The sequence below is a fragment of the Streptomyces aureoversilis genome (genome assembly GCF_042657885.1).
GTDB lineage: Bacteria > Actinomycetota > Actinomycetes > Streptomycetales > Streptomycetaceae > Streptomyces > Streptomyces aureoversilis.
In genome coordinates this window covers 333,350-350,922 of the sequence record NZ_JBHSKJ010000001.1, presented here as the reverse complement: position 1 = coordinate 350,922, position 17,573 = coordinate 333,350, and the positions used below count along the sequence as shown (strand labels likewise).

Annotated in this window: 17 protein-coding genes; 7 read left to right on the top strand and 10 right to left on the bottom strand. The window is 73.6% G+C overall.

Features of this window, described 5'->3' with window-relative positions; all coding sequences use genetic code 11:
- The first annotated feature begins 65 nt into the window (after positions 1–65).
- Together ACFPP6_RS01390 and ACFPP6_RS01385 are read left to right on the top strand one after the other, a co-directional pair.
- On the top strand, positions 66–500 hold the full coding sequence (locus ACFPP6_RS01390) for a lasso peptide biosynthesis B2 protein (RefSeq protein WP_382036051.1): 435 nt from the start codon (positions 66–68) through the stop codon (positions 498–500).
- Positions 501–651: 151 nt separating this feature from the next.
- Positions 652–864: a hypothetical protein gene (locus ACFPP6_RS01385; RefSeq protein WP_382036048.1), complete on the top strand. Its 213-nt coding sequence runs from the start codon at positions 652–654 to the stop codon at positions 862–864.
- 46 nt (positions 865–910) lie between these two features.
- On the opposite strand, the gene ACFPP6_RS01380 is transcribed toward ACFPP6_RS01385, so the two are convergent.
- The 10 genes from ACFPP6_RS01380 to ACFPP6_RS01335 form a co-directional block, all read right to left on the bottom strand.
- Positions 911–1,510: a dihydrofolate reductase family protein gene (locus ACFPP6_RS01380; protein WP_382036045.1), complete on the bottom strand. Its 600-nt coding sequence runs from the start codon at positions 1,508–1,510 to the stop codon at positions 911–913.
- Positions 1,491–2,735: a M6 family metalloprotease domain-containing protein gene (locus tag ACFPP6_RS01375; protein ID WP_382036042.1), complete on the bottom strand. Its 1,245-nt coding sequence runs from the start codon at positions 2,733–2,735 to the stop codon at positions 1,491–1,493. Before ACFPP6_RS01375 ends, ACFPP6_RS01380 begins: the two co-directional genes overlap by 20 nt.
- A gap of 37 nt (positions 2,736–2,772) precedes the next feature.
- The gene (locus tag ACFPP6_RS01370; protein ID WP_058041802.1) at positions 2,773–3,453 is read right to left on the bottom strand and encodes a GntR family transcriptional regulator; all 681 of its coding nucleotides are present in this window, start codon (positions 3,451–3,453) and stop codon (positions 2,773–2,775) included.
- A 130-nt stretch (positions 3,454–3,583) separates the two neighbouring features.
- Positions 3,584–4,954 carry an aldehyde dehydrogenase family protein gene (locus tag ACFPP6_RS01365; RefSeq protein ID WP_382036040.1) on the bottom strand — a complete coding sequence of 457 codons (1,371 nt, stop codon included), beginning with the start codon at positions 4,952–4,954 and terminating at the stop codon, positions 3,584–3,586.
- Positions 4,951–5,955 carry a proline racemase family protein gene (locus tag ACFPP6_RS01360; protein WP_382036039.1) on the bottom strand — a complete coding sequence of 335 codons (1,005 nt, stop codon included), beginning with the start codon at positions 5,953–5,955 and terminating at the stop codon, positions 4,951–4,953. The genes ACFPP6_RS01365 and ACFPP6_RS01360 overlap by 4 nt, the downstream gene beginning before the upstream one ends.
- 62 nt (positions 5,956–6,017) lie before the next feature.
- A complete protein-coding gene (locus ACFPP6_RS01355) occupies positions 6,018–6,926 on the bottom strand; it encodes a dihydrodipicolinate synthase family protein (protein ID WP_382036036.1) in 909 nt (302 codons plus the stop codon).
- A 72-nt stretch (positions 6,927–6,998) separates the two neighbouring features.
- Positions 6,999–8,573: an FAD-dependent oxidoreductase gene (locus tag ACFPP6_RS01350; protein WP_382036033.1), complete on the bottom strand. Its 1,575-nt coding sequence runs from the start codon at positions 8,571–8,573 to the stop codon at positions 6,999–7,001.
- A complete protein-coding gene (locus ACFPP6_RS01345) occupies positions 8,554–8,868 on the bottom strand; it encodes a (2Fe-2S)-binding protein (RefSeq protein WP_382036030.1) in 315 nt (104 codons plus the stop codon). The genes ACFPP6_RS01350 and ACFPP6_RS01345 overlap by 20 nt, the downstream gene beginning before the upstream one ends.
- A gap of 98 nt (positions 8,869–8,966) precedes the next feature.
- Positions 8,967–10,112 carry an NAD(P)/FAD-dependent oxidoreductase gene (locus ACFPP6_RS01340; RefSeq protein ID WP_382036027.1) on the bottom strand — a complete coding sequence of 382 codons (1,146 nt, stop codon included), beginning with the start codon at positions 10,110–10,112 and terminating at the stop codon, positions 8,967–8,969.
- A gap of 95 nt (positions 10,113–10,207) precedes the next feature.
- Positions 10,208–11,578: an aminopeptidase P family protein gene (locus tag ACFPP6_RS01335; RefSeq protein ID WP_382036024.1), complete on the bottom strand. Its 1,371-nt coding sequence runs from the start codon at positions 11,576–11,578 to the stop codon at positions 10,208–10,210.
- Positions 11,579–11,705: 127 nt separating this feature from the next.
- Here ACFPP6_RS01335 and ACFPP6_RS01330 point away from each other — a divergent pair, with 127 nt between their 5' ends.
- Genes ACFPP6_RS01330 through ACFPP6_RS01310 form a run of 5 tightly spaced genes read left to right on the top strand, consistent with a single transcriptional unit; the run spans position 11,706 to position 17,410 of the window.
- Positions 11,706–13,454, top strand: coding sequence for an ABC transporter substrate-binding protein (locus tag ACFPP6_RS01330; RefSeq protein WP_382036021.1), 1,749 nt, complete (start codon positions 11,706–11,708; stop codon positions 13,452–13,454).
- An 8-nt stretch (positions 13,455–13,462) separates the two neighbouring features.
- The gene (locus tag ACFPP6_RS01325) at positions 13,463–14,410 is read left to right on the top strand and encodes an ABC transporter permease (protein WP_382036018.1); all 948 of its coding nucleotides are present in this window, start codon (positions 13,463–13,465) and stop codon (positions 14,408–14,410) included.
- Positions 14,407–15,393, top strand: coding sequence for an ABC transporter permease (locus ACFPP6_RS01320; RefSeq protein WP_382036015.1), 987 nt, complete (start codon positions 14,407–14,409; stop codon positions 15,391–15,393). Before ACFPP6_RS01325 ends, ACFPP6_RS01320 begins: the two co-directional genes overlap by 4 nt.
- Positions 15,393–16,427 carry an ABC transporter ATP-binding protein gene (locus tag ACFPP6_RS01315; RefSeq protein WP_382036012.1) on the top strand — a complete coding sequence of 345 codons (1,035 nt, stop codon included), beginning with the start codon at positions 15,393–15,395 and terminating at the stop codon, positions 16,425–16,427. Before ACFPP6_RS01320 ends, ACFPP6_RS01315 begins: the two co-directional genes overlap by 1 nt.
- Positions 16,424–17,410, top strand: a complete 987-nt coding sequence (locus ACFPP6_RS01310; protein ID WP_382036010.1) for an ABC transporter ATP-binding protein — start codon at positions 16,424–16,426, stop codon at positions 17,408–17,410. The genes ACFPP6_RS01315 and ACFPP6_RS01310 overlap by 4 nt, the downstream gene beginning before the upstream one ends.
- The last annotated feature ends 163 nt before the right edge of the window (positions 17,411–17,573 follow it).

The window sequence follows — 17,573 nt, the reverse complement described above, 5'->3', positions numbered from 1 at the left end:
ATGCCCCTGAGCTTGCGCCGCGCCGTCTCCGCCACGGGCACCCGCGACGACGGCATGGTGCCGGCATGAGCCAGGCCATGATCCCGGACCGCGGCGACCGGGCAGCCGTCCCGTGGCACCGCCGACCGCCGGTGTTCCTGGCCGTCGCCGTCGCCCGGCTGCTCGTCCTGCTGCCGCCCCGCCGCATCCGCCGCGTCCTGACCGCCGTCCGCAACGGGGCGGCGCCGGCCACCGCCGAGCAGGCCCTTGCCGCCCGCCGGGCGGTCACCGCGCTCAGCCCGCGCTGCGCCGGAGAAGGCTGTCTGCAGCGCTCGGTCGCCACCGCGCTGCTGTGCCGGATGCGAGGCGTCTGGCCGGACTGGTGCACCGGGGTGCGCACCAGCCCGTTCCGTGCGCACGCGTGGGTGGAGGTGGACGGCCGGCCGGTCGGCGAAGCCCACCAGGCACCCGGGTACTACCACCGCCTCATGACCGTTCCGGCGCGGGAACCGCGGGCCTGACGGTATGACACCGCGCCAACCCTGTGAGGGCGCAGTGCAGTTGGGCGTGCGCCGGGCGCACACTGCCGCGCACCGAGCGGCCGCCGTTTGTCGGACCACCGGACGGAAAGGACTCGACTCGTCCCTGCACCTGATCACCGAGGGAGAGCCCATGAAGGCCACCGTCCGACGCGTCCTGACCGCCTTCGCCGCCACCGCCCTGATCACCGCCGGATCGGCGGCACTGGCGGCGCCTGCACACGCCGAGATCAACTCCTCCGTACTGGGGGGTGTGGCCGGTGTGAATTCGAACGGCACCTTGGCCGTCTCCCTCCTGGGCCAGGACGTCCTCGTACTCCCGAACCTCGCCGCCCCGATCGTCTGACCCGGAGCGGATCAAGGCCGAGGGCCCGGCCCGGCGGGCCGCTGCCCTACCGCCCCTCGGCGACCGGCCGGTACGTGCTCACCTGCACCCCCGCGCTGCTGGTGACCGTCGAGACCAGTTCCAGCGTGTGCTGCGCGCCGTCCTCGGGGAAGAGCGACTTTCCGCCGCCGAGGAGCACCGGCATGATCATGAGGCGGAGTTCGTCGACGAGGCCCTCGCTCAGGAGGGTGCGCACGAGCGTGGGGCTCCCCATGACCAGCAGATCGCCGCCCTCCTTCCCGCGCAGTTCCCGGATGCGGGCGACGGCCTCGCCACCGGGGATGCGCGTGGTCTTGTCCCAGGTCAGGTCGGCGTCGCTCAGCGTCTCGGAGACCACGTACTTGGGGAGGGCGTTCATCCGGTCGGCGAAGGGGTCCCCGGCGCGCTCGGGCCACGCCGCGGCCATCGTCTGCCAGGTGCGGCGGCCGAACAGCAGCGCCTCGGCGTTGGACAGCGCGTCGTCGAAGGCGCCGCCCACCGTCTCCGGGTCGAAGAACGGGTGCGACCAGCCGCCGTGGGCGAATCCGCCGTCGGTGTCCTCCTCCGGGCCGCCGGGGGCCTGCACGACGCCGTCCAGGCTCATGAACTCACTGACCACGATGCGCACGGGACTTGCTCCTCTTCCTCGCTCCAGGGGGCACGACACGCAGCCGCGGCAGGGCGGCGGTGGCGTTCGGAACGATCGTCGCACCGACCACTGACAACGCCCCGGGCGACAGGCGGACGACGCGCACCACGTCTCCGGCGCGGCCGCCCGCGACCACGTCGATACGAACTCCCGCCTTGGGGTCGGTGAAGGACTCTCCGGGGGCGTGGGCCCGGCTCCTCACGACGCGGACCGGTCCCTCTCCGGTGGGGGTGGCGGAGTCGACCTCGTAGATGAGGACACCGGCCGACGGCGAGTCCTTGTCGTTGCCCTCGGCGCGCCGGGACTCGGCGACGTAGGCCTTCGTCAGGCCTGTGCGCACCACCGCGATCTTGGTGCCTCCGGGCCGTTCGACCGGGGTCAGCCGGACCGTGCGCCGGCCGGGGGCGGCGAGGCAGGCGACCTGGTCGTCCCGCGTCCAGCCGAGCTTCCACGAGTGCCAGCCGAGGTACTGCGGGGCGGTGCCGGCGATGTTGCCCATGACGTCCCAGCCGCCGACGTGGCGGTGGGTCTCGCCGGTGAAGGCGTAGAGGTCGGGCAGGCCGAAGACGTGGCCGGTCTCGTGGGCGGCGACCTTGTGCCCCCAGCGCCACATGTCCTGCCCGAAGGTGACGGCCCATCGGATGCGGATGCCGTCGGCCGTGACGCCGGGGGTGGCGGGGTCGAAGAGGTAGGTCGGGGAGAAGGAGATCGCGGACGCTTCTCTCGCGGGGACGACGTACACCATGTCGTAGCGGGAGAAGTCCGCGTACGGATCGGCGGCCGTGACCGCGTCGCGGAGGTAGCGCTCGTGGGCCTCGAAGGTGAGGCCGCGCTGGAAGCCGTAGGAGGCGGAGGGCGCCGGCATCCGGATCCAGCGGTGCAGCGGCGTGATCTCCAGCCGCGCCCGCCCGTAGGAGGCCTTGCGCAGCCAGTCGGCGGCGGGGGCGAGGTGGGCGGCGTACGGGGCGGTGGGGCCGGTGGCCCGCGCGTCGGGGAAGTCGGCGAACAGGGTCAGGACGCGGTGGGTGCCGGTGGCGTGCCGGAAGCGGGCGGGGTCGGTGTCGTGGCCCTCGTCCGTCCATCCCGTCGTGCCCTTGAGCGCACAGGCGCGCGCGGACGGGGGCCGGGCGGGTGACGCCCAGGCCGTCGCGGGGACCGCCAGGCAGCCGGCGAGGACCGCCGCGATCAGGGGTGAGGTGCGCATGTCCGCCCTCCTTCTCGCGCCGGCCTCCCGCGCGCGGTCATGAGTCCTTGTCGCTGCTGCCCTTCGCCCACAGGGAGCGCACGTGGCCGAGGTGCCGTGCCATGCACTGCTCGGCGCCCTCGGCGTCGCCGGCCAGCATCAGGTCGAGCAGTTCGAGGTGCTCCTCGGCGGAGGGGATGAGTTCGCCGCGCCGGTCGAGCGCGGTCAGCCCGTACAGGCGCGAGCGCTTGCGCAGGTCGCCGACGGTCTCGACGAGACGTTCGTTGCCGGACAGGGCCAGCAGGGTGAGGTGGAACTGCCGGTCGGCCTCCAGGTAGCCGATGAGGTCGTGGTCGCGGGCGGCGCGCACGATCTCCTCGGCGACCGGGCGGAGGGCTTCGAGGTCCTCGCGGGCGGCGGTGCGCGTGACGCGGCCGGTCGTGGGGACCTCGATGAGCGTACGGATCTCGGTGTACTGGTCCAGGTCGCGCTCGTTGACCTCGGTCACCCGGAACCCCTTGTTGCGGACCGGCTCGACCAGGCCCTCGCGGGCGAGGTCGAGCATGGCCTCGCGCACCGGAGTCGCGGAGATGCCGAAGTCCTCCGCGAGCTGCGGCGCGGAGTAGACCTCGCCGGGGTGGAGTTCGCCGGAGATGAGCGCGGCCCGCAAGGCATGGGCGACCTGGTCGCGCAGCCGCTCGGTGGCGGTGATGAGAGTGCGCTGCTTGAGGTGGCCCATGATCCCGTGTCCCTTCGTCGCCGGTGCGGCGGCCGAGGTCCGGCAGCCGCGTCCGCGGTACGTGCGCAGCCGCGCTCCCCGGCTGGTCCGTACCTGGACGGACCAACGAGCGTACAATGTCACATCTTTCTCAGGGAGCGAGGGTGTAGGTCCGGCTGGAGGTGTAGAAGTCCAGGGCCGCGCGCCCCTGCTCGCGCGGGCCGTGCCCGGAGGCCTTGGTGCCGCCGAACGGCAGGTGGAAGTCGACGCCGGTGGAAGGGGCGTTGACGCGGATCATGCCCGTGTCGAGGTCGTCGAGACCGTGCAGTGCCGCCTCGAGCCCGCCGGTGTGGACCGAGGTGACCAGGCCGTACGGAACGGAGTTGCTGATCCGTACGGCGTGCGCCAGGTCGTCCGCGGGCAGCAGGGCGGCGACGGGGGCGAAGACCTCCTCGGTGAGCAGCCGGTGACCGGCCGGGACCTTTTCGGCCACGGTGGGCGCCGCGTACCAGCCGGGGCCCTCCGGAGCGGTGCCGGCGGCCAGGACGGAGGCGCCGGAGAGGGCCTGGTCGAAGCGGCCCCGGGCCCGGGCCGAGATGAGGGGGCCGCACACGGTGGCCGGGTCGGCCGGGTCGCCCACGGGCAGGGCGCGCAGGGCTTCGGCGAGGGCCTCGCGCAGGGGGTCGAGGGCCGCGCCGACGGCGATCACCCGGCTGGTCGCGGTGCACTTCTGCCCGGCGTATCCGGCAATGGCCGCGGCGATGTGGGCCGCTGCCCGCCCGATGTCGGCGTCGGGCAGGACGATCGCCGCGTTGAGCCCGCCCGTCTCGGCCTGGACCGGGATGCCCCGGGCGGTGGCGGCGCGGGTGACCACGCCGCCGACGGCGGTGGAGCCGGTGAAGGAGACGGCGTCGGCGGTCGCGAGGACGGCGTTCCCCTCGGTCGCACCGCCGGGCACGACCGTGAACACCGCGGCGGGCAGCGCCTGCTGGACGAGTTCGGCGAGGCGCAGGGCGCACGCCGTGGCTTCGGGCGCGGGCTTGAGGACGACCGTGTTGCCCGCGGCGAGTGCGGGAGCGGCCTTCCAGGAGGGGATGGCGAAGGGGAAATTCCAGGGCGTGATGAGGCCGGCGACGCCGTGCGGACGGCGCCGGGTCAGCAGCAGGCCGGGACCGCCGGCCGTCTCGTGGACGGCGCCGGTGGGCTCGTAGGGGGCCTGGGCGTAGTACCGCCAGATCGCGGCCGTGCGGGCCACCTCGGCCCGCGCCTCGGCCAGGGGCTTGCCCGCCTCGCGCACGGCGAGGGCGGCGAGTTCGCCGGCCGCGGCCTCGACCGCCGCGGCGACGGCGGAGAGCGCGGAGGAGCGGGCGGCGGCACCGGCCCGCAGCCAGCCGGGCTGGGCGGCACGGGCCTGCTCGACGGCCTCGGCGGCGCCGGAGGCACCGGACGCGGGCACGTCGCAGACGACGTCGGACGGGTCGGCCGGGTTGTGCGAGGCGAAGGAGGTCGGGGCGGCGGTCACAGGAGGAAACCTCCGGGGAAGGGGTCGTCCGGGTCGAGGAAGTACTGGGCGGTGCCGGTGATCCAGGCGCGCCCGGTGATGGCGGGCACGACCGCCGGCACTCCGCCGACCTGCGTCTCCCCCACCAGGCGGCCGGTGAACCGCGTGCCGATGAAGGACTCGTTGACGAAGTCGCTGTCGAGCGGGAGCGCGCCGCGGGCGTGCAGCTGCGCCATCCGGGCGGAGGTGCCCGTGCCGCAGGGGGAACGGTCGAACCAGCCGGGGTGGATGGCCATGGCGTGCCAGGAGTGGCGGGCGTCCGAGCCGGGGGCCGCGAGGTAGACGTGCTTGAGGCCGTTGATCTCGGGGTGTTCGGGGTGCACGGGCCGGTCCGGCGAGGCGTTGATCGCCTCCATGACGGCGAGCCCGGCGGCGAGCAGGTCGTCCTTGCGGGCCCGGTCGAAGGGCAGCCCCAGGGCGTCGAGTTCGACGAAGGCGTAGAAGTTGCCGCCGAAGGCGAGGTCGTAGGTGACCGTCCCGTAGCCGGGGACGTCGGCCTTGCGGTCGAGACCCACGCTGAAGGAGGGCACGTTGACGAGCGTGACGGACTTGGCCGCTCCGTCCTCGACCTCCACGTCGACGGTGATCAGTCCGGACGGGGTGTCGAGGCGCACGGTCGTCACCGGTTCGCTGACCGGCACCATGCCCGTCTCGACGAGCACGGTCGCGACCCCGATGGTGCCGTGCCCGCACATCGGCAGCACCCCGGAGACCTCGATGTAGAGGACCCCGTAGTCGGCGTCGGGCCGGGTGGGGGGCTGCAGGATCGCACCGCTCATCGAGGCGTGGCCGCGCGGCTCGTACATCAGGAGCGTGCGCAGGTGGTCCATGTGCTCGATGAAGTGGAGCCGGCGCTCGGCCATGGTGGCGCCGGGGATCACGCCGACGCCACCGGTGATGACGCGCGTGGGCATGCCCTCGGTGTGCGAGTCGACGGCATGGAAGACATGACGGGTACGCACGGATGTCCTTTCCCTTCGGCAGGGGGAAACAGCAGGAAGGAGAGCCCGGAGGCCGTCGGCGGTCAGTGGTGCCCGTCGGCGACGGCCTTCTCCGTGGCGGCGCGCACCGCGGCCTCGGTCTCGCCCGTGAGCGGGAGGCGCGGCGGGCGGGTGGGGCCGCCGTGGTGGCCGGTGATGTCCATGGAGAGCTTGATGGCCTGCACGAACTCGGTCTTGGAGTCCCAGCGCAGGAGCGGGTGCAGCGAGCGGTAGAGGGGCAGTGCCGTCTGGAGGTCCCCGGCGACGGCGGCGCGGTAGAGCGCGGCGCAGGTGGTGGGGAAGGCGTTGGGGTATCCGGCGATCCAGCCGACGGCGCCGGCGGCGGCCAGTTCGAGGAGGACGTCGTCCGCGCCGATCAGCAGGTCGAGCTCGGGGGCGAGTTCGGCGATCTCGTAGGCGCGCCGGACGTCGCCGGTGAACTCCTTGACGGCCACGATGGTGCCGTCGGCGTGCAGCCGGGCCAGCAGGGCCGGGGTCAGGTCGACCTTCGTGTCGATGGGGTTGTTGTAGGCGACGACCGGTATCCCGGCCGCGGCGACCTCCGTGTAGTGGGCGCGGACGGCCTCTTCGCCGGCGCGGTAGGCGTTCGGCGGCAGCAGCAGGACGGAGCCGCAGCCCGCCTCGGCGGCCTGCTCGGCCCATTGGCGCGCCTCGGCGCTGCCGTACGCGGCGACGCCGGGCATCACCCGCGCCCCGTCCCCGGCCGCCTCGACGGCGGTGCGCACGACGCGGGCGCGCTCCTGCGGGGTGAGGGTCTGGTATTCGCCGAGGGATCCGTTGGGCACGACGCCGTCGCACCCGTTCTCGATGAGCCTGCGGACGTGTTCGGCGTAGGCGTCGTAGTCGACGGAGAGGTCCGGGCGCAGCGGGAGGGCGGTGGCGACCATGATGCCGCGCCAGGGGCGGTCGGGGGTCCAGGTGGAGGCGGTCATACCGGTAACCCTTCTATGGCGTTCTATGACGTGGGACGAGTGCGAGCGCGGGTGGCTCGGTGGTGCGGTGGTTCAGCCGTCTCCGGGTTCCCCGGCTCCGGCGGCGAGGGAGCCCAGCGGTACGGGCACGGCGAGCGGCCTGCGCTCGGCGGACGGCGGTACGGTCCCCTGCGCCGTACCGGGCGCCGCGAGGCAGGCCACGGCCGCGCCGCACATCCGGCCCTGGCACCAGCCCATGCCGGCCCGGGTGAGGAGCTTGACGGTACGGGCGTCCCTGGCGCCGAATTCGGTGACGGCTTCGCGGATGCTTCCGGCGGTCACCTCCTCGCAGCGGCAGACGTCGGTGTCGTCGTCGAGCCATGCGGTCCAGCCGGGGCCGGGTGCGTGGGCCGCGGCCATGGCATCGGCGAAGGCGCGCATGCGGTCGCGGCGCCGGGCCAGGTCCCGTACGCGCCGGCTCCGGGTGAGCGCGGGGAGCGCCCGCAGCCGGGCGGCCACCGCGATGCCCGCCAGCTCGCCCTCGACGCGGGCGAGTTGCCAGCCGCCGGTCCCGCCGGCCTCCCCCGCGGCCCACAGGCCGGGCACCGAGGTCTCCTGCAGGCCGTCCAGGACGAGGGCGTGCGTGCCGTCGGGCGTACGGCGGGTCGCACAGCCGGGGCCGGTGGCCAGTTCGGTCTGGGGTGCGAGCCCGTGGCCCACGGCCAGGGCGTCGCAGGCGATGCGGCGACCAGTGCCGGGCACGGGGCGCCAGTCGCGGTCGAGCCGGGAGACGGTGACGGCCTCGACGCGGTCCGTGCCGTGCACCTCGGTGACCGCGCTGCGGGTGTGCAGCGGGATGCGGTGGCGCAGGAGTGCCGTGCCGTGGACGGCGGCTTCGAGGAGCTTGTGGGGGTTGGCCGCCAGGGCGCCCGGCCGGCGGGCGTAGCCGAGGTAGCCGGACGCCTCGGCCACCGCGGGAACGCGGGCGCCGGCGGCGGCGAGCGAGGAGGCGACGGCGAGCAGGAGCGGACCGCTGCCCGCGACGACGATCCGCTGCCCGGGCAGGACGAGCCCGGACTTCAGCATGGCCTGGGCGCCACCGGCCCCGACGACGCCGGGCAGCGTCCACCCGGGGAAGGGCAGCTGCCGCTCGCAGGCGCCCGTGGCGAAGAGCACGGCGCGGGCGTGCAGGCGCACGGGGCGCTCGCGCTCGCCGCTGAAGCCCGCTCGGGTGCGGCCTTCGCGGCTTCTGCCGGTGCCACTGCTGCGGGCATCCGAAACGTCGTCGCTCCCGCTGCCGGAGGCCGCACCGCCCTCGCATCCCGCGTTCGCGCCGGCCTCCTCGCCCACGAGCGCGTGCACGCTCCACACTTCCTCGTCCTGCCGCGTGACGGCCCACACGTGGTGCCCGGCCAAGTGCGCGGCGCCGCTCACCTCGAAGCGCCCGCGCAGCTCGGTGAAGGCGGCCCAGTCGTGGTGCAGGGCCTGCGGGCGCGCGGCGCCCAGGCCCGGGGCGGGGTGGCGGAAGTACTGGCCGCCTGTCCGTGCGGCGGCGTCCAGGACGGCGACGGACAGGCCGAGCCGGGCAGCGGTGGCCGCTCCGGCGAGGCCGGCGGGGCCCGCGCCGATCACGGCGAGGTCGTACGGTTCAGACGGCGAGCCCGGCACGGCCGTGTCCTTCCTGGGTGGTGACGGCGTCCCCCGGCCGGGCGGGCACCAGGCAGGCCCGGCGGTTGGGCTCGCCGTTGACGGTGGCGAGGCAGTCGTAGCACTGCCCGATGCCGCAGAAGGCCCCGCGCGGGCGGCCGCCGTACCGGGTGGTGCGCCAGGCGAGGATGCCCGCCGCCCACAGGGCGGCGGCCACGGACTGGCCGGGCAGGGCGGTGACCGTACGGCCGTCGAAGGTGATCTCGAAGGGCGGGTCGGGCTCCGCCCTGACCAGGTCGGCGGGGGTACGGGCCACGTGCGGGCCTCCTCTCGGGACGGTGCGGGGCAACGGGTGGACGCGGGGCGGGGGTTCGGGCGGCGGAGGTTCGGCAGTGAGGGTTCGGCGGTGGGGGTTCAGGCGGCCGGGGCGAAGCGGCCGGGGTGGAACGGGCCGAGGTCGAGCGGGGGTTCGCCGCCCGTCAGCTGCCGGGCGACGGCCAGGCCGGTGGCGGGGGCGAGCCCGATCCCCGCGCCTTCGTGGCCGCAGGCGTGCAGCAGCCCGGGGACGTGCGGGTCGGGTCCTATGGCGGGCAGGTGGTCGGGCAGGTACGGGCGGAATCCGGCGTACGTGCGGATGGCCCGCACCCCGGCCAGCACCGGGAACAGGGCCGTGGCCTGGGCGGCGAGGCGCCGGAGCACCTCCACCGACAGGGTGCGGTCGAAGCCGACCCGTTCGCGGCTGGCGCCGATCAGGACCGGGCCCGCCGGGGTGCCCTCCACCACGGCGGAGGTCTGCAGCGCCGCCGAGCCGCTGGCCACGTCGGCGACGTAGTCGGCCGCGTAGACCTTGTGCCGCACCACGCGCGGCAGCGGTTCGGTGACGAGCACGAAGCCCCGGCGGGGCAGTACGGGCAGGTGCCCGCCGGCCAGCCGGGCCACCTCGCCGCCCCAGGTGCCGGCGGCGTTGACGACGAAAGGCGCGTGCAGCTCGCCGGCCGCCGTGCGCACACCCCGCACCCGGCCGTCCGTACCGGTGAGGACGGCTGTGACCTCCTCTCCGGTACGCACCCTTGCGCCGGAGGCGCGCAGCAGGTGGGCAGCGGCGAGGGCGGGCTGGACCTGGGCGTCCTGCGGGTAACGGAAGCCGCCGCCGAGGCCGGGGGCCAGGTGCGGCTCCACGTCGTGCAGCCGGTCGGCCGGGATCTCCTCGGCCGTGACGCCCGCCCCGGCCTGCGCGGCGGCGAACTTCCGCAGCGCAGCCATGGCGGAGGCGTCGGAGGCGACGACGAGGCCGCCCTTGGCCTCGTACTCGATCCGGGCCGGGAGCTCCCGGGCCAGCTCGCGCCACAACCGCGTGGAGAGCAGGGCCAGTTCGAGCTCCGGTCCGGGTTCCTTGTCGGAGACCAGGAGGTTTCCCTCTCCGGCGCCCGTGGTCCCGCCGGCGACGGGGCCACGGTCGACCACGGTGACGGAGAGGCCGCTGCGGGCGGCGTAGTAGGCGCAGGCGGCGCCGACCACACCCGCTCCGACGACGATGACGTCCGAGGAGGAGTTGCTCATGAGCACGTCAGTAATATTTCACATTGCACTGCGTGCTGCCAAGAGCCGGTCCGTACCTTGTGGTTGACGGTTCCCCGATCCCCCCGGGAGTTCGTCTATCCCTCGAGGAGTTCTCCCATCCACGTCTCGACAGCGTCGGGCGTACGGGGCAGCGCGTGCGACATCAGCCGGGCCCCGTCGGCGGTGATGACCAGGTCGTCCTCGATCCGCACGCCGATGCCGCGCAGTTCGGCCGGAAGCGTCTCGTCGTCGGGCTGGAGGTAGAGCCCGGGCTCGACGGTGAGGACCTGCCCCTCCTCCAGGACGCCGTCGAGGTAGGCGTCCGCCCGCGCCTGGGCGCAGTCGTGGACGTCCAGGCCGAGCATGTGGCCGCTGCTGCACAGGGTGTACCGGCGGTGGAAGTCGCCTTCGGCGCTCTTGAGCACGCCCCACTCGGCGAGCCCCTCGGCGATGACCCGCATGCCGGCCCGATGGAAGTCGCGGAAGCTCGCCCCCGGCTTGAGGGCGGCCATGCCCGCGTCCTGGGCGGCGAGGACGAGTTCGTAGACCTGCCGCTGGACGGGTGTGAAGCGTCCGGACAGCGGCAGGGTGCGGGTGATGTCGGAGGTGTAGAGGGTGTCGGTCTCCACGCCCGCATCCAGCAGGAGGAGTTCGCGGGGGTCGAGCCGGCCGTCGTTGCGTATCCAGTGCAGGACGCACGCGTGCGCGCCGGAGGCCGCGATGGTCTCGTAGCCGGGGCCGTTGCCCTCGGCGCGGGCGCGCAGGCCGAAGACGCCCTCGATCCACCGCTCGCCGCGCGGGTGGGCGAGGGCGCGGGGCAGCGCCCGCACGACGTCCTCGAAGCCGGCGGCGGTGTGGTCCACGGCCAGCTGCAGCTGGCCGATCTCCCACGCATCCTTGACCAGGCGCAGTTCGCTCAGGGCGGCGGCGAGTTCGTCGTCGCCGGAGGCGTCGCGGCCCGGTGGCAGCCGGTCGTACTCCTCCCGGTGCACGCAGCGGATGCCGGTCATGCGCTCGGCCTCGGCGAGGTCGGGGCGGCGGCCGACCCAGAACTCGCCGTAGCGCCGGTCGCGGTAGAACTCCGCGCCGGCGCGCGGCGACCGCGGCCGCACGTACAGCACCGCCTCGTGCCGGTGCGGGCCGTCGGGCTCCAGAACCAGCACGTGACCGGCCTGGTCCTCGCCGGTCAGTCCGGTCAGCCAGGCGTAGGCGCTGTGCGGACGGAAGCGGTAGTCGCAGTCGTTGGAGCGGACCTTGAACTCGCCCGCGGGCACGATGAGCCGCTCGCCGGGAAAGCGTGCCGACAGCTTCGCGCGGCGCGCAGCGGCGAGGTCCGCCACGGGCAGCCGGATGTCGGCGGGCAGCGGCGTCGCCGCCCAGCCGTTCGTCATGAACGCCTCGAACTCGGCCGAAACCGGCAGGTCATGACTGACCGTACGGATCGCGGCAACTGCGGGTTCCTGCACGGGACTCCCCCTTGGACACAGGTGGGTAACGGAGCGACTGACGCCTTGTCAGTGCAATTTCACATTACTATGTTACGGGTCACATTTCAGCCGTCGGGCTGTTCGACTGTTCACGGAGTGACCACTGATGAACAAGCGCACGTGTACTGCCATGGCCGCCGTGCTGGCGGCCTCCCTCGCCCTGGGGACGGCCGGGTGTTCCGGCGGAAAGCGGTCGGCCGGCGGCAAGGACGGCGGGAAGAACCCCGCCACCGCCCACGAGGGCAAGGCGATCGGGGGCACCCCGCAGAAGGGCGGCACGCTGACGGTGCTGTCCAACCAGGACTTCACCCACCTCGACCCGGCCCGCAACTGGGTCATGAACGACATGGACTTCGGCACCCGGCTGCTCTACCGCACCCTGGTCACCTACAAGGCCGCGCCCGGAGCGCAGGGCGGCGGGCTGGTCCCCGACCTCGCCACCGACCTGGGCACGCCGTCCGCCGACGCCAGGACCTGGACGTTCCACCTCAAGCCGGGCGTGAAGTACGAGGACGGCTCGCCCGTCACCGCGCAGGACGTCAAGTACAACGTCGAGCGGTCCTTCTCCCCCGACCTGCCCGGCGGCGCCGACTACGCCGCCCGCTACCTCGTGGGCGCCGAGGGCTACCGGGGCCCCGCCCGGGGCGAGCACCTCGACTCCGTCAAGACGCCGGACGACCGCACCATCGTCTTCGAACTGCGCAAGCCCTTCGCCGAGTTCCCCAACGCCACGGTCATGCCCACCTTCGCTCCCGTACCGCAGGCGCGGGACAAGGGCCCGCAGTACGACAACCGGCCGTTCTCCTCGGGCCCGTACAAAGTCGACTCCTACGCGCGCGGCAAGAAGCTCGTCCTCGTCCGCAACGAGCACTGGGACCCCGCGACGGACGAAGTCCGCAAGGCGTACCCGGACAAGCTGGTCGTCATGATGGGCCTGAAGCCCAACCAGATCGACGACCGGCTGATAGCGAGCCAGGGCGCCGACGCCTCCGCCGTCTCCTGGGGCGCCCTGCGGCCGGAGAGCGCCGCGAAGGTCCTGCCCGACGCCGGGGTGCGGGAGCGGCTGCTCGCCGAGTCCACCAACTGCACCGACATGGTCCAGATGCACACCGGCCGGGCGCCCTTCGACGACGCCAAGGTCCGGCAGGCCGTGCAGTACGCCCTCGACCGGGACGCCGTCCTCACCTCCTCCGGCGGCCCCGCCTTCAACGACCCGTCCACCGCCTACATGCCGGCGTCCCTCTTCGGCGGCAAGCAGCCCGACACCCTGAAGATCCCCGCGACGGGCGACACGGAGAAGGCCAGGCAACTGCTGAAGGAGGCCGGCAGGCCCGACGGCTTCTCTACGAAGATCACCGCGTCGGTCGGCGACAAGGGCCGGGCCGAGGCCGTCCAGCAGGCCCTGGGCCGGGCCGGCATCAAGGTCACCATCGAGACCGTGGACCCGTCCGCGTTCTACGCCACCATCGGCGACACCGGGAACCGCACCGACATGGTCTACACCGGCTGGTGCCCCGACTACCCCTCCGGCTCCACCTTCCTGCCCTTCGTCTTCGACGGCCGCTTCATCAAGGAGAAGGGCAACTCCGGCAACCACTCCCTCTTCCGCGACGAGGCGACGATGAAGCGGATGGACGCGATCGCCGCCATGACGGACGCCAAGGAGGCCGCCGGGGCCTGGCAGCAGCTCGACGGGCAGATCCTCGCCCAGGCGCCGGCCGTCCCGGTGCTCGTCCGGCGGTGGCCGCTGGTCCTGGGCACCAACGTCGCGGGCGCGTACGGGCACACCTCCTTCGGCGGCCAGATCGACTACGCCACGGTCGGTCTCAAGGACCCCGCCAAGAGCCGGGACTGAGTCGCGCCGTGACCACCACCGCGAACACCACCCCACCCGCCCCGGCGGCCGTCCCCGCGGGCAGCGGACCCTGGCAGCTCGCCCGCGCCGAACTGCGCCGCCGCACCGCCGTCAAGGTCTCCCTCGCCGTCGTCGCGCTCTTCCTGCTGATGGCGGCGGGCGCCCCGCTGCTGAGCTCGCTCGCCGGCTGGTCGCCCGAGGAGTTCGACAAGACCGCCGTCGACCCCTACCTCGGCGGCCGCCCACTCGGCCCGCTGGGCGGCATCTCCGCCGACCACTGGCTCGGCGTCGAACCCGTCACCGGCCGCGACCTGTTCGCCCGGGTCGTGCACGGCGCCCAGGTGTCACTGCTGATCGCCCTCACCGCCACCGCGATCGTCGTGCTCGCCGGGACGGCGGCCGGCATCACGGCGGGCTACTTCGGCGGCCGCACCGACGCCGTCCTCTCCCGCCTCATGGACCTCACGATGTCCTTTCCCTCCCTCATCTTCATGATCGCGATGATGTCGGTGGCCAAGGACGTCAACCGCATCCTGCTGATGACGGCCGTCATCGGCCTGTTCGGCTGGCCCGGCGTCGCCCGCGTCGTACGCGGCCAGACCCTCTCGCTCCGGCATCGCGAGTACGTCGACGCCGCCCGCGTCGGCGGCTCCGGGCCCTGGCGCATCCTCACCCGCGACATCCTCCCCGGCGTCGCCGGGCCCGTCATCGCCTACACCACCCTCATCGTCCCCGGCATGATCGCCACCGAGGCGGCCCTGAGCTACCTGGGCGTCGGCGTCCGCCCGCCCACCCCCTCCTGGGGCCAGATGATCGCCGAGAGCGTCGCCTTCTACGACACGGACCCCATGTACTTCGTCATCCCGAGCACCTGCCTGTTCCTGACCGTCCTCGCCTTCACCCTGCTCGGCGACGCGCTGCGCGACGTCCTCGACCCGAGGAGCGGCCGCACATGACCCTCTACCTCGGCCGCCGCCTGCTCGCCGTCGCCGGCGTGCTCGTCGCCATCGCCGCCGTCACCTTCACCGTCTTCTACGTGCTGCCCTCCGACCCCGCGGCCGCCGCCTGCGGCAAGTCCTGCAGCACCGACCGCCTGGAGGCCATCCGCGCCCACATGGGCCTGGACCGGCCGCTGTGGCGGCAGTTCGCGGACTTCGTCACCGGCATCTTCACCGGCCGCACCATGGGCAGCGGCCAGTACGCCCTGCACTGCGGCTTCCCCTGCCTCGGCTACTCCTACGAGAACTCCGAGGCGGTCTGGGACCTGCTGACGGACCGCCTGCCGGTCTCCGCCTCCCTGGCGCTGGGCGCGGCCGTGCTGTGGCTGGCGCTCGGCCTGAGCGCCGGCGTCACCGCGGCCCTGCGCAAGGACACCCTCACCGACCGCGCCCTGATGGTCGGCGCCGTAGCCGCGGCCTCGCTGCCCGTCTACTTCACCTCGATGATGCTGATCTACGGCCTGATCCGGACGGCCGGGCTGCTGCCGTACCCGCAGTACGTGCCCCTCGGCGACGACCCCCTGCGCTGGGCGTCCAACCTGCTCCTGCCCTGGCTGGCGCTGGCCGTGCTGTACGCCGCCATGTACGCCCGCCAGAGCCGCAGTTCGATGATCGAGACGATGGCGGAGCCGTACATCCGCACCGCCCGCGCCAAGGGCCTGCCGCACCGCACCGTCGTCGTCAAGCACGGGCTGCGGGCCGGCATGACGCCGATCCTCACCCTCTTCGGCATGGACCTGGGCGGGCTGCTCGCCGGCGCCGTCATCACCGAGTCGATCTTCGGGCTGCCGGGGATCGGGCGGCTCTTCTACGGCGCGCTGTCCACCGGCGACCAGCCGGTCATCCTCGGCGTCACGCTGATGGCGGCCGCCTTCATCGTCGTCGCCAACCTGGTCGTCGACCTGCTCTACGCCGTCGTCGACCCGCGAGTGAGGTACTGATGGCCGTACCGGCCGTTTCACAGGAACAGCCCCTGCTGTCCGTCACGGACCTGACCGTCACCTTCCCCACCCGGCACGGGGACGTACGGGCCGTGGACTCCCTGAGCTTCGCGGTGCGCCGCGGGCAGACGCTCGGCATCGTCGGCGAGTCCGGCTCCGGCAAGTCCGTCACCTCCCTGGCGGTGATGGGGCTGCACACCGGCGCCCGGGTCACCGGCTCCATCGCCCTCGACGGCCGCGAGCTGACCGGCCTGCCCGAGCGCGAGCTGAACCGGCTGCGCGGCCGCCGCATCGCGATGATCTTCCAGGACCCGCTCTCCAGCCTCCACCCCTACTACACGGTCGGCGAGCAGATCGCCGAACACCACCGGGTCCACTTCGGCTCCCGCAGGGCGGCGGCCCGCAGACGGGCCGTCGAGATGCTCGCGGAGGTCGGCATCCCCGAGCCCGCGCGGCGGGCCGGCGAACACCCGCACCAGTTCTCCGGTGGCATGCGCCAGCGCGTGATGATCGCCATGGCCCTCGCCTGCGAGCCCGACCTGCTCATCGCCGACGAGCCGACCACCGCCCTCGACGTCACCGTCCAGGCACAGATCCTGGAGCTGATCGCCCGCCTGCAGGAACAGCGCGGACTCGCCGTCGTCATGATCACGCACGACCTCGGCGTCGTCGCCCGCGTCGCCCGCGAGGTGCTCGTGATGTACGGCGGCCGGGCGGCCGAACAGGCCCCGGTCGACACGCTGTTCACCGACCCCGGCCATCCCTACACCCGCGGGCTGCTCGACTCGCTCCCCCGTCTCGACGACGCCGACGACGCACCCCTGCGCGCCATCCCCGGCAGCCCGCCCTCACTGCTGGACCCGGCCCCGGGCTGCGCCTTCGCCCCGCGCTGCCCGCGCGCGGCCGCAGCGGCACCGGCCGAGCGCGAGCGCTGCGCCGCCACCCGGCCCGGACTCCGGCCTTCCAGGGGGCACCTGGTCTCCTGCCACCTGTCCCTGCACACCGCCTCCCACGTGCCGGGAGGCACCCGATGACCGCCGGAACCGCACCCCTGCTGTCCGTACGGGACGTGACCATGGCCTTCCCCGGCAAGCGGGGCCGCGCGGCGCCCGTCCGGGCCGTCGACGGCGTCTCCTTCGACCTGGCGGCGGGCGAGACCCTGGGCCTGGTGGGCGAGTCCGGCTGCGGCAAGTCCACCACCGGCCGCATGATCGTACGGCTCCTGGAGCCGACCGCGGGGTCGATCACCTACGACGGCCGCGACATCAGCCGGCTCGGCAGGCGCGAGCTCAAGCCGCTGCGCAAGGACCTGCAGATGGTCTTCCAGGACCCGCACTCCTCCCTCAACCCGCGCCAGACCGTGGCCCGCATCATCGCCGACCCGCTGCTGGTCCAGGGCATGCCGGCCGCCGGGGCGCGCGAGCGGGCGGCGGAGCTGATGGAGCTGGTCGGGCTCATCCCCGAGCACATCGACCGCTATCCGCACGAGTTCTCCGGCGGGCAGGCGCAGCGCATCGGCATCGCCCGCGCGCTGGCCACCGGTCCGCGCCTGATCGTCGCCGACGAACCGGTCTCGGCCCTGGACGTCTCCGTGCAGGCCCAGATCGTCAATCTGATGGAGCGGCTCCAGCGTGAACTCGGGCTCGCCTACCTCTTCATCGCCCACGACCTGTCGGTGGTGAAGCGGGTGTGCGACCGGGTGGCCGTGATGTATCTGGGGCGGATCGTCGAAGTCGGCGCCAAGGAGCGCGTGTACGCGGCCCCGGCCCACCCGTACACGCAGGCCCTGCTCTCGGCCGTGCCGCTGCCGGACCCGGCCGCCGAGCGGACGCGCGAGCGGATCACGCTGCTCGGCGACCCCCCGAGCCCGGCGGCTCCCCCGCCCGGCTGCACGTTCCACCCGCGCTGCCCGAGGGCGCAGGAGATCTGCCGGACCGAGGCGCCGCTGCTGCGGGTCGCCGTGCCGGGCGAACCACGCGAAGTGGCCTGCCACTTCGCCCTCGCGGACAACCCGTAGCGCCTGAGGGGTTGTCAGTACCATTTCACATTACTACGTTACGCATGACATGGCGCAGCAGCGGCCCCCCACGTGCCGCCTGTCAGACGGCAGTTGAACCACCCCCTGCGCCACGGCTTTCGCTGTTCTCGCTTTTCTCGCTGTTTCCGCTTTGCCGCGCGCA

Excerpts from the sequence above, each read along its gene's own strand:
- ACFPP6_RS01370 (WP_058041802.1), bottom strand. The coding sequence starts at position 3,453 with ATGGGCCACCTCAAGCAGCGCACTCTCATCACCGCCACCGAGCGGCTG.
- ACFPP6_RS01330 (WP_382036021.1), top strand. The coding sequence starts at position 11,706 with ATGAACAAGCGCACGTGTACTGCCATGGCCGCCGTGCTGGCGGCCTCC.
- ACFPP6_RS01310 (WP_382036010.1), top strand. The coding sequence starts at position 16,424 with ATGACCGCCGGAACCGCACCCCTGCTGTCCGTACGGGACGTGACCATG.
- ACFPP6_RS01340 (WP_382036027.1), bottom strand. The coding sequence starts at position 10,112 with ATGAGCAACTCCTCCTCGGACGTCATCGTCGTCGGAGCGGGTGTGGTC.
- ACFPP6_RS01315 (WP_382036012.1), top strand. The coding sequence starts at position 15,393 with ATGGCCGTACCGGCCGTTTCACAGGAACAGCCCCTGCTGTCCGTCACG.
- ACFPP6_RS01375 (WP_382036042.1), bottom strand. The coding sequence starts at position 2,735 with ATGCGCACCTCACCCCTGATCGCGGCGGTCCTCGCCGGCTGCCTGGCG.
- ACFPP6_RS01320 (WP_382036015.1), top strand. The coding sequence starts at position 14,407 with ATGACCCTCTACCTCGGCCGCCGCCTGCTCGCCGTCGCCGGCGTGCTC.
- ACFPP6_RS01390 (WP_382036051.1), top strand. The coding sequence starts at position 66 with ATGAGCCAGGCCATGATCCCGGACCGCGGCGACCGGGCAGCCGTCCCG.
- ACFPP6_RS01385 (WP_382036048.1), top strand. The coding sequence starts at position 652 with ATGAAGGCCACCGTCCGACGCGTCCTGACCGCCTTCGCCGCCACCGCC.
- ACFPP6_RS01355 (WP_382036036.1), bottom strand. The coding sequence starts at position 6,926 with ATGACCGCCTCCACCTGGACCCCCGACCGCCCCTGGCGCGGCATCATG.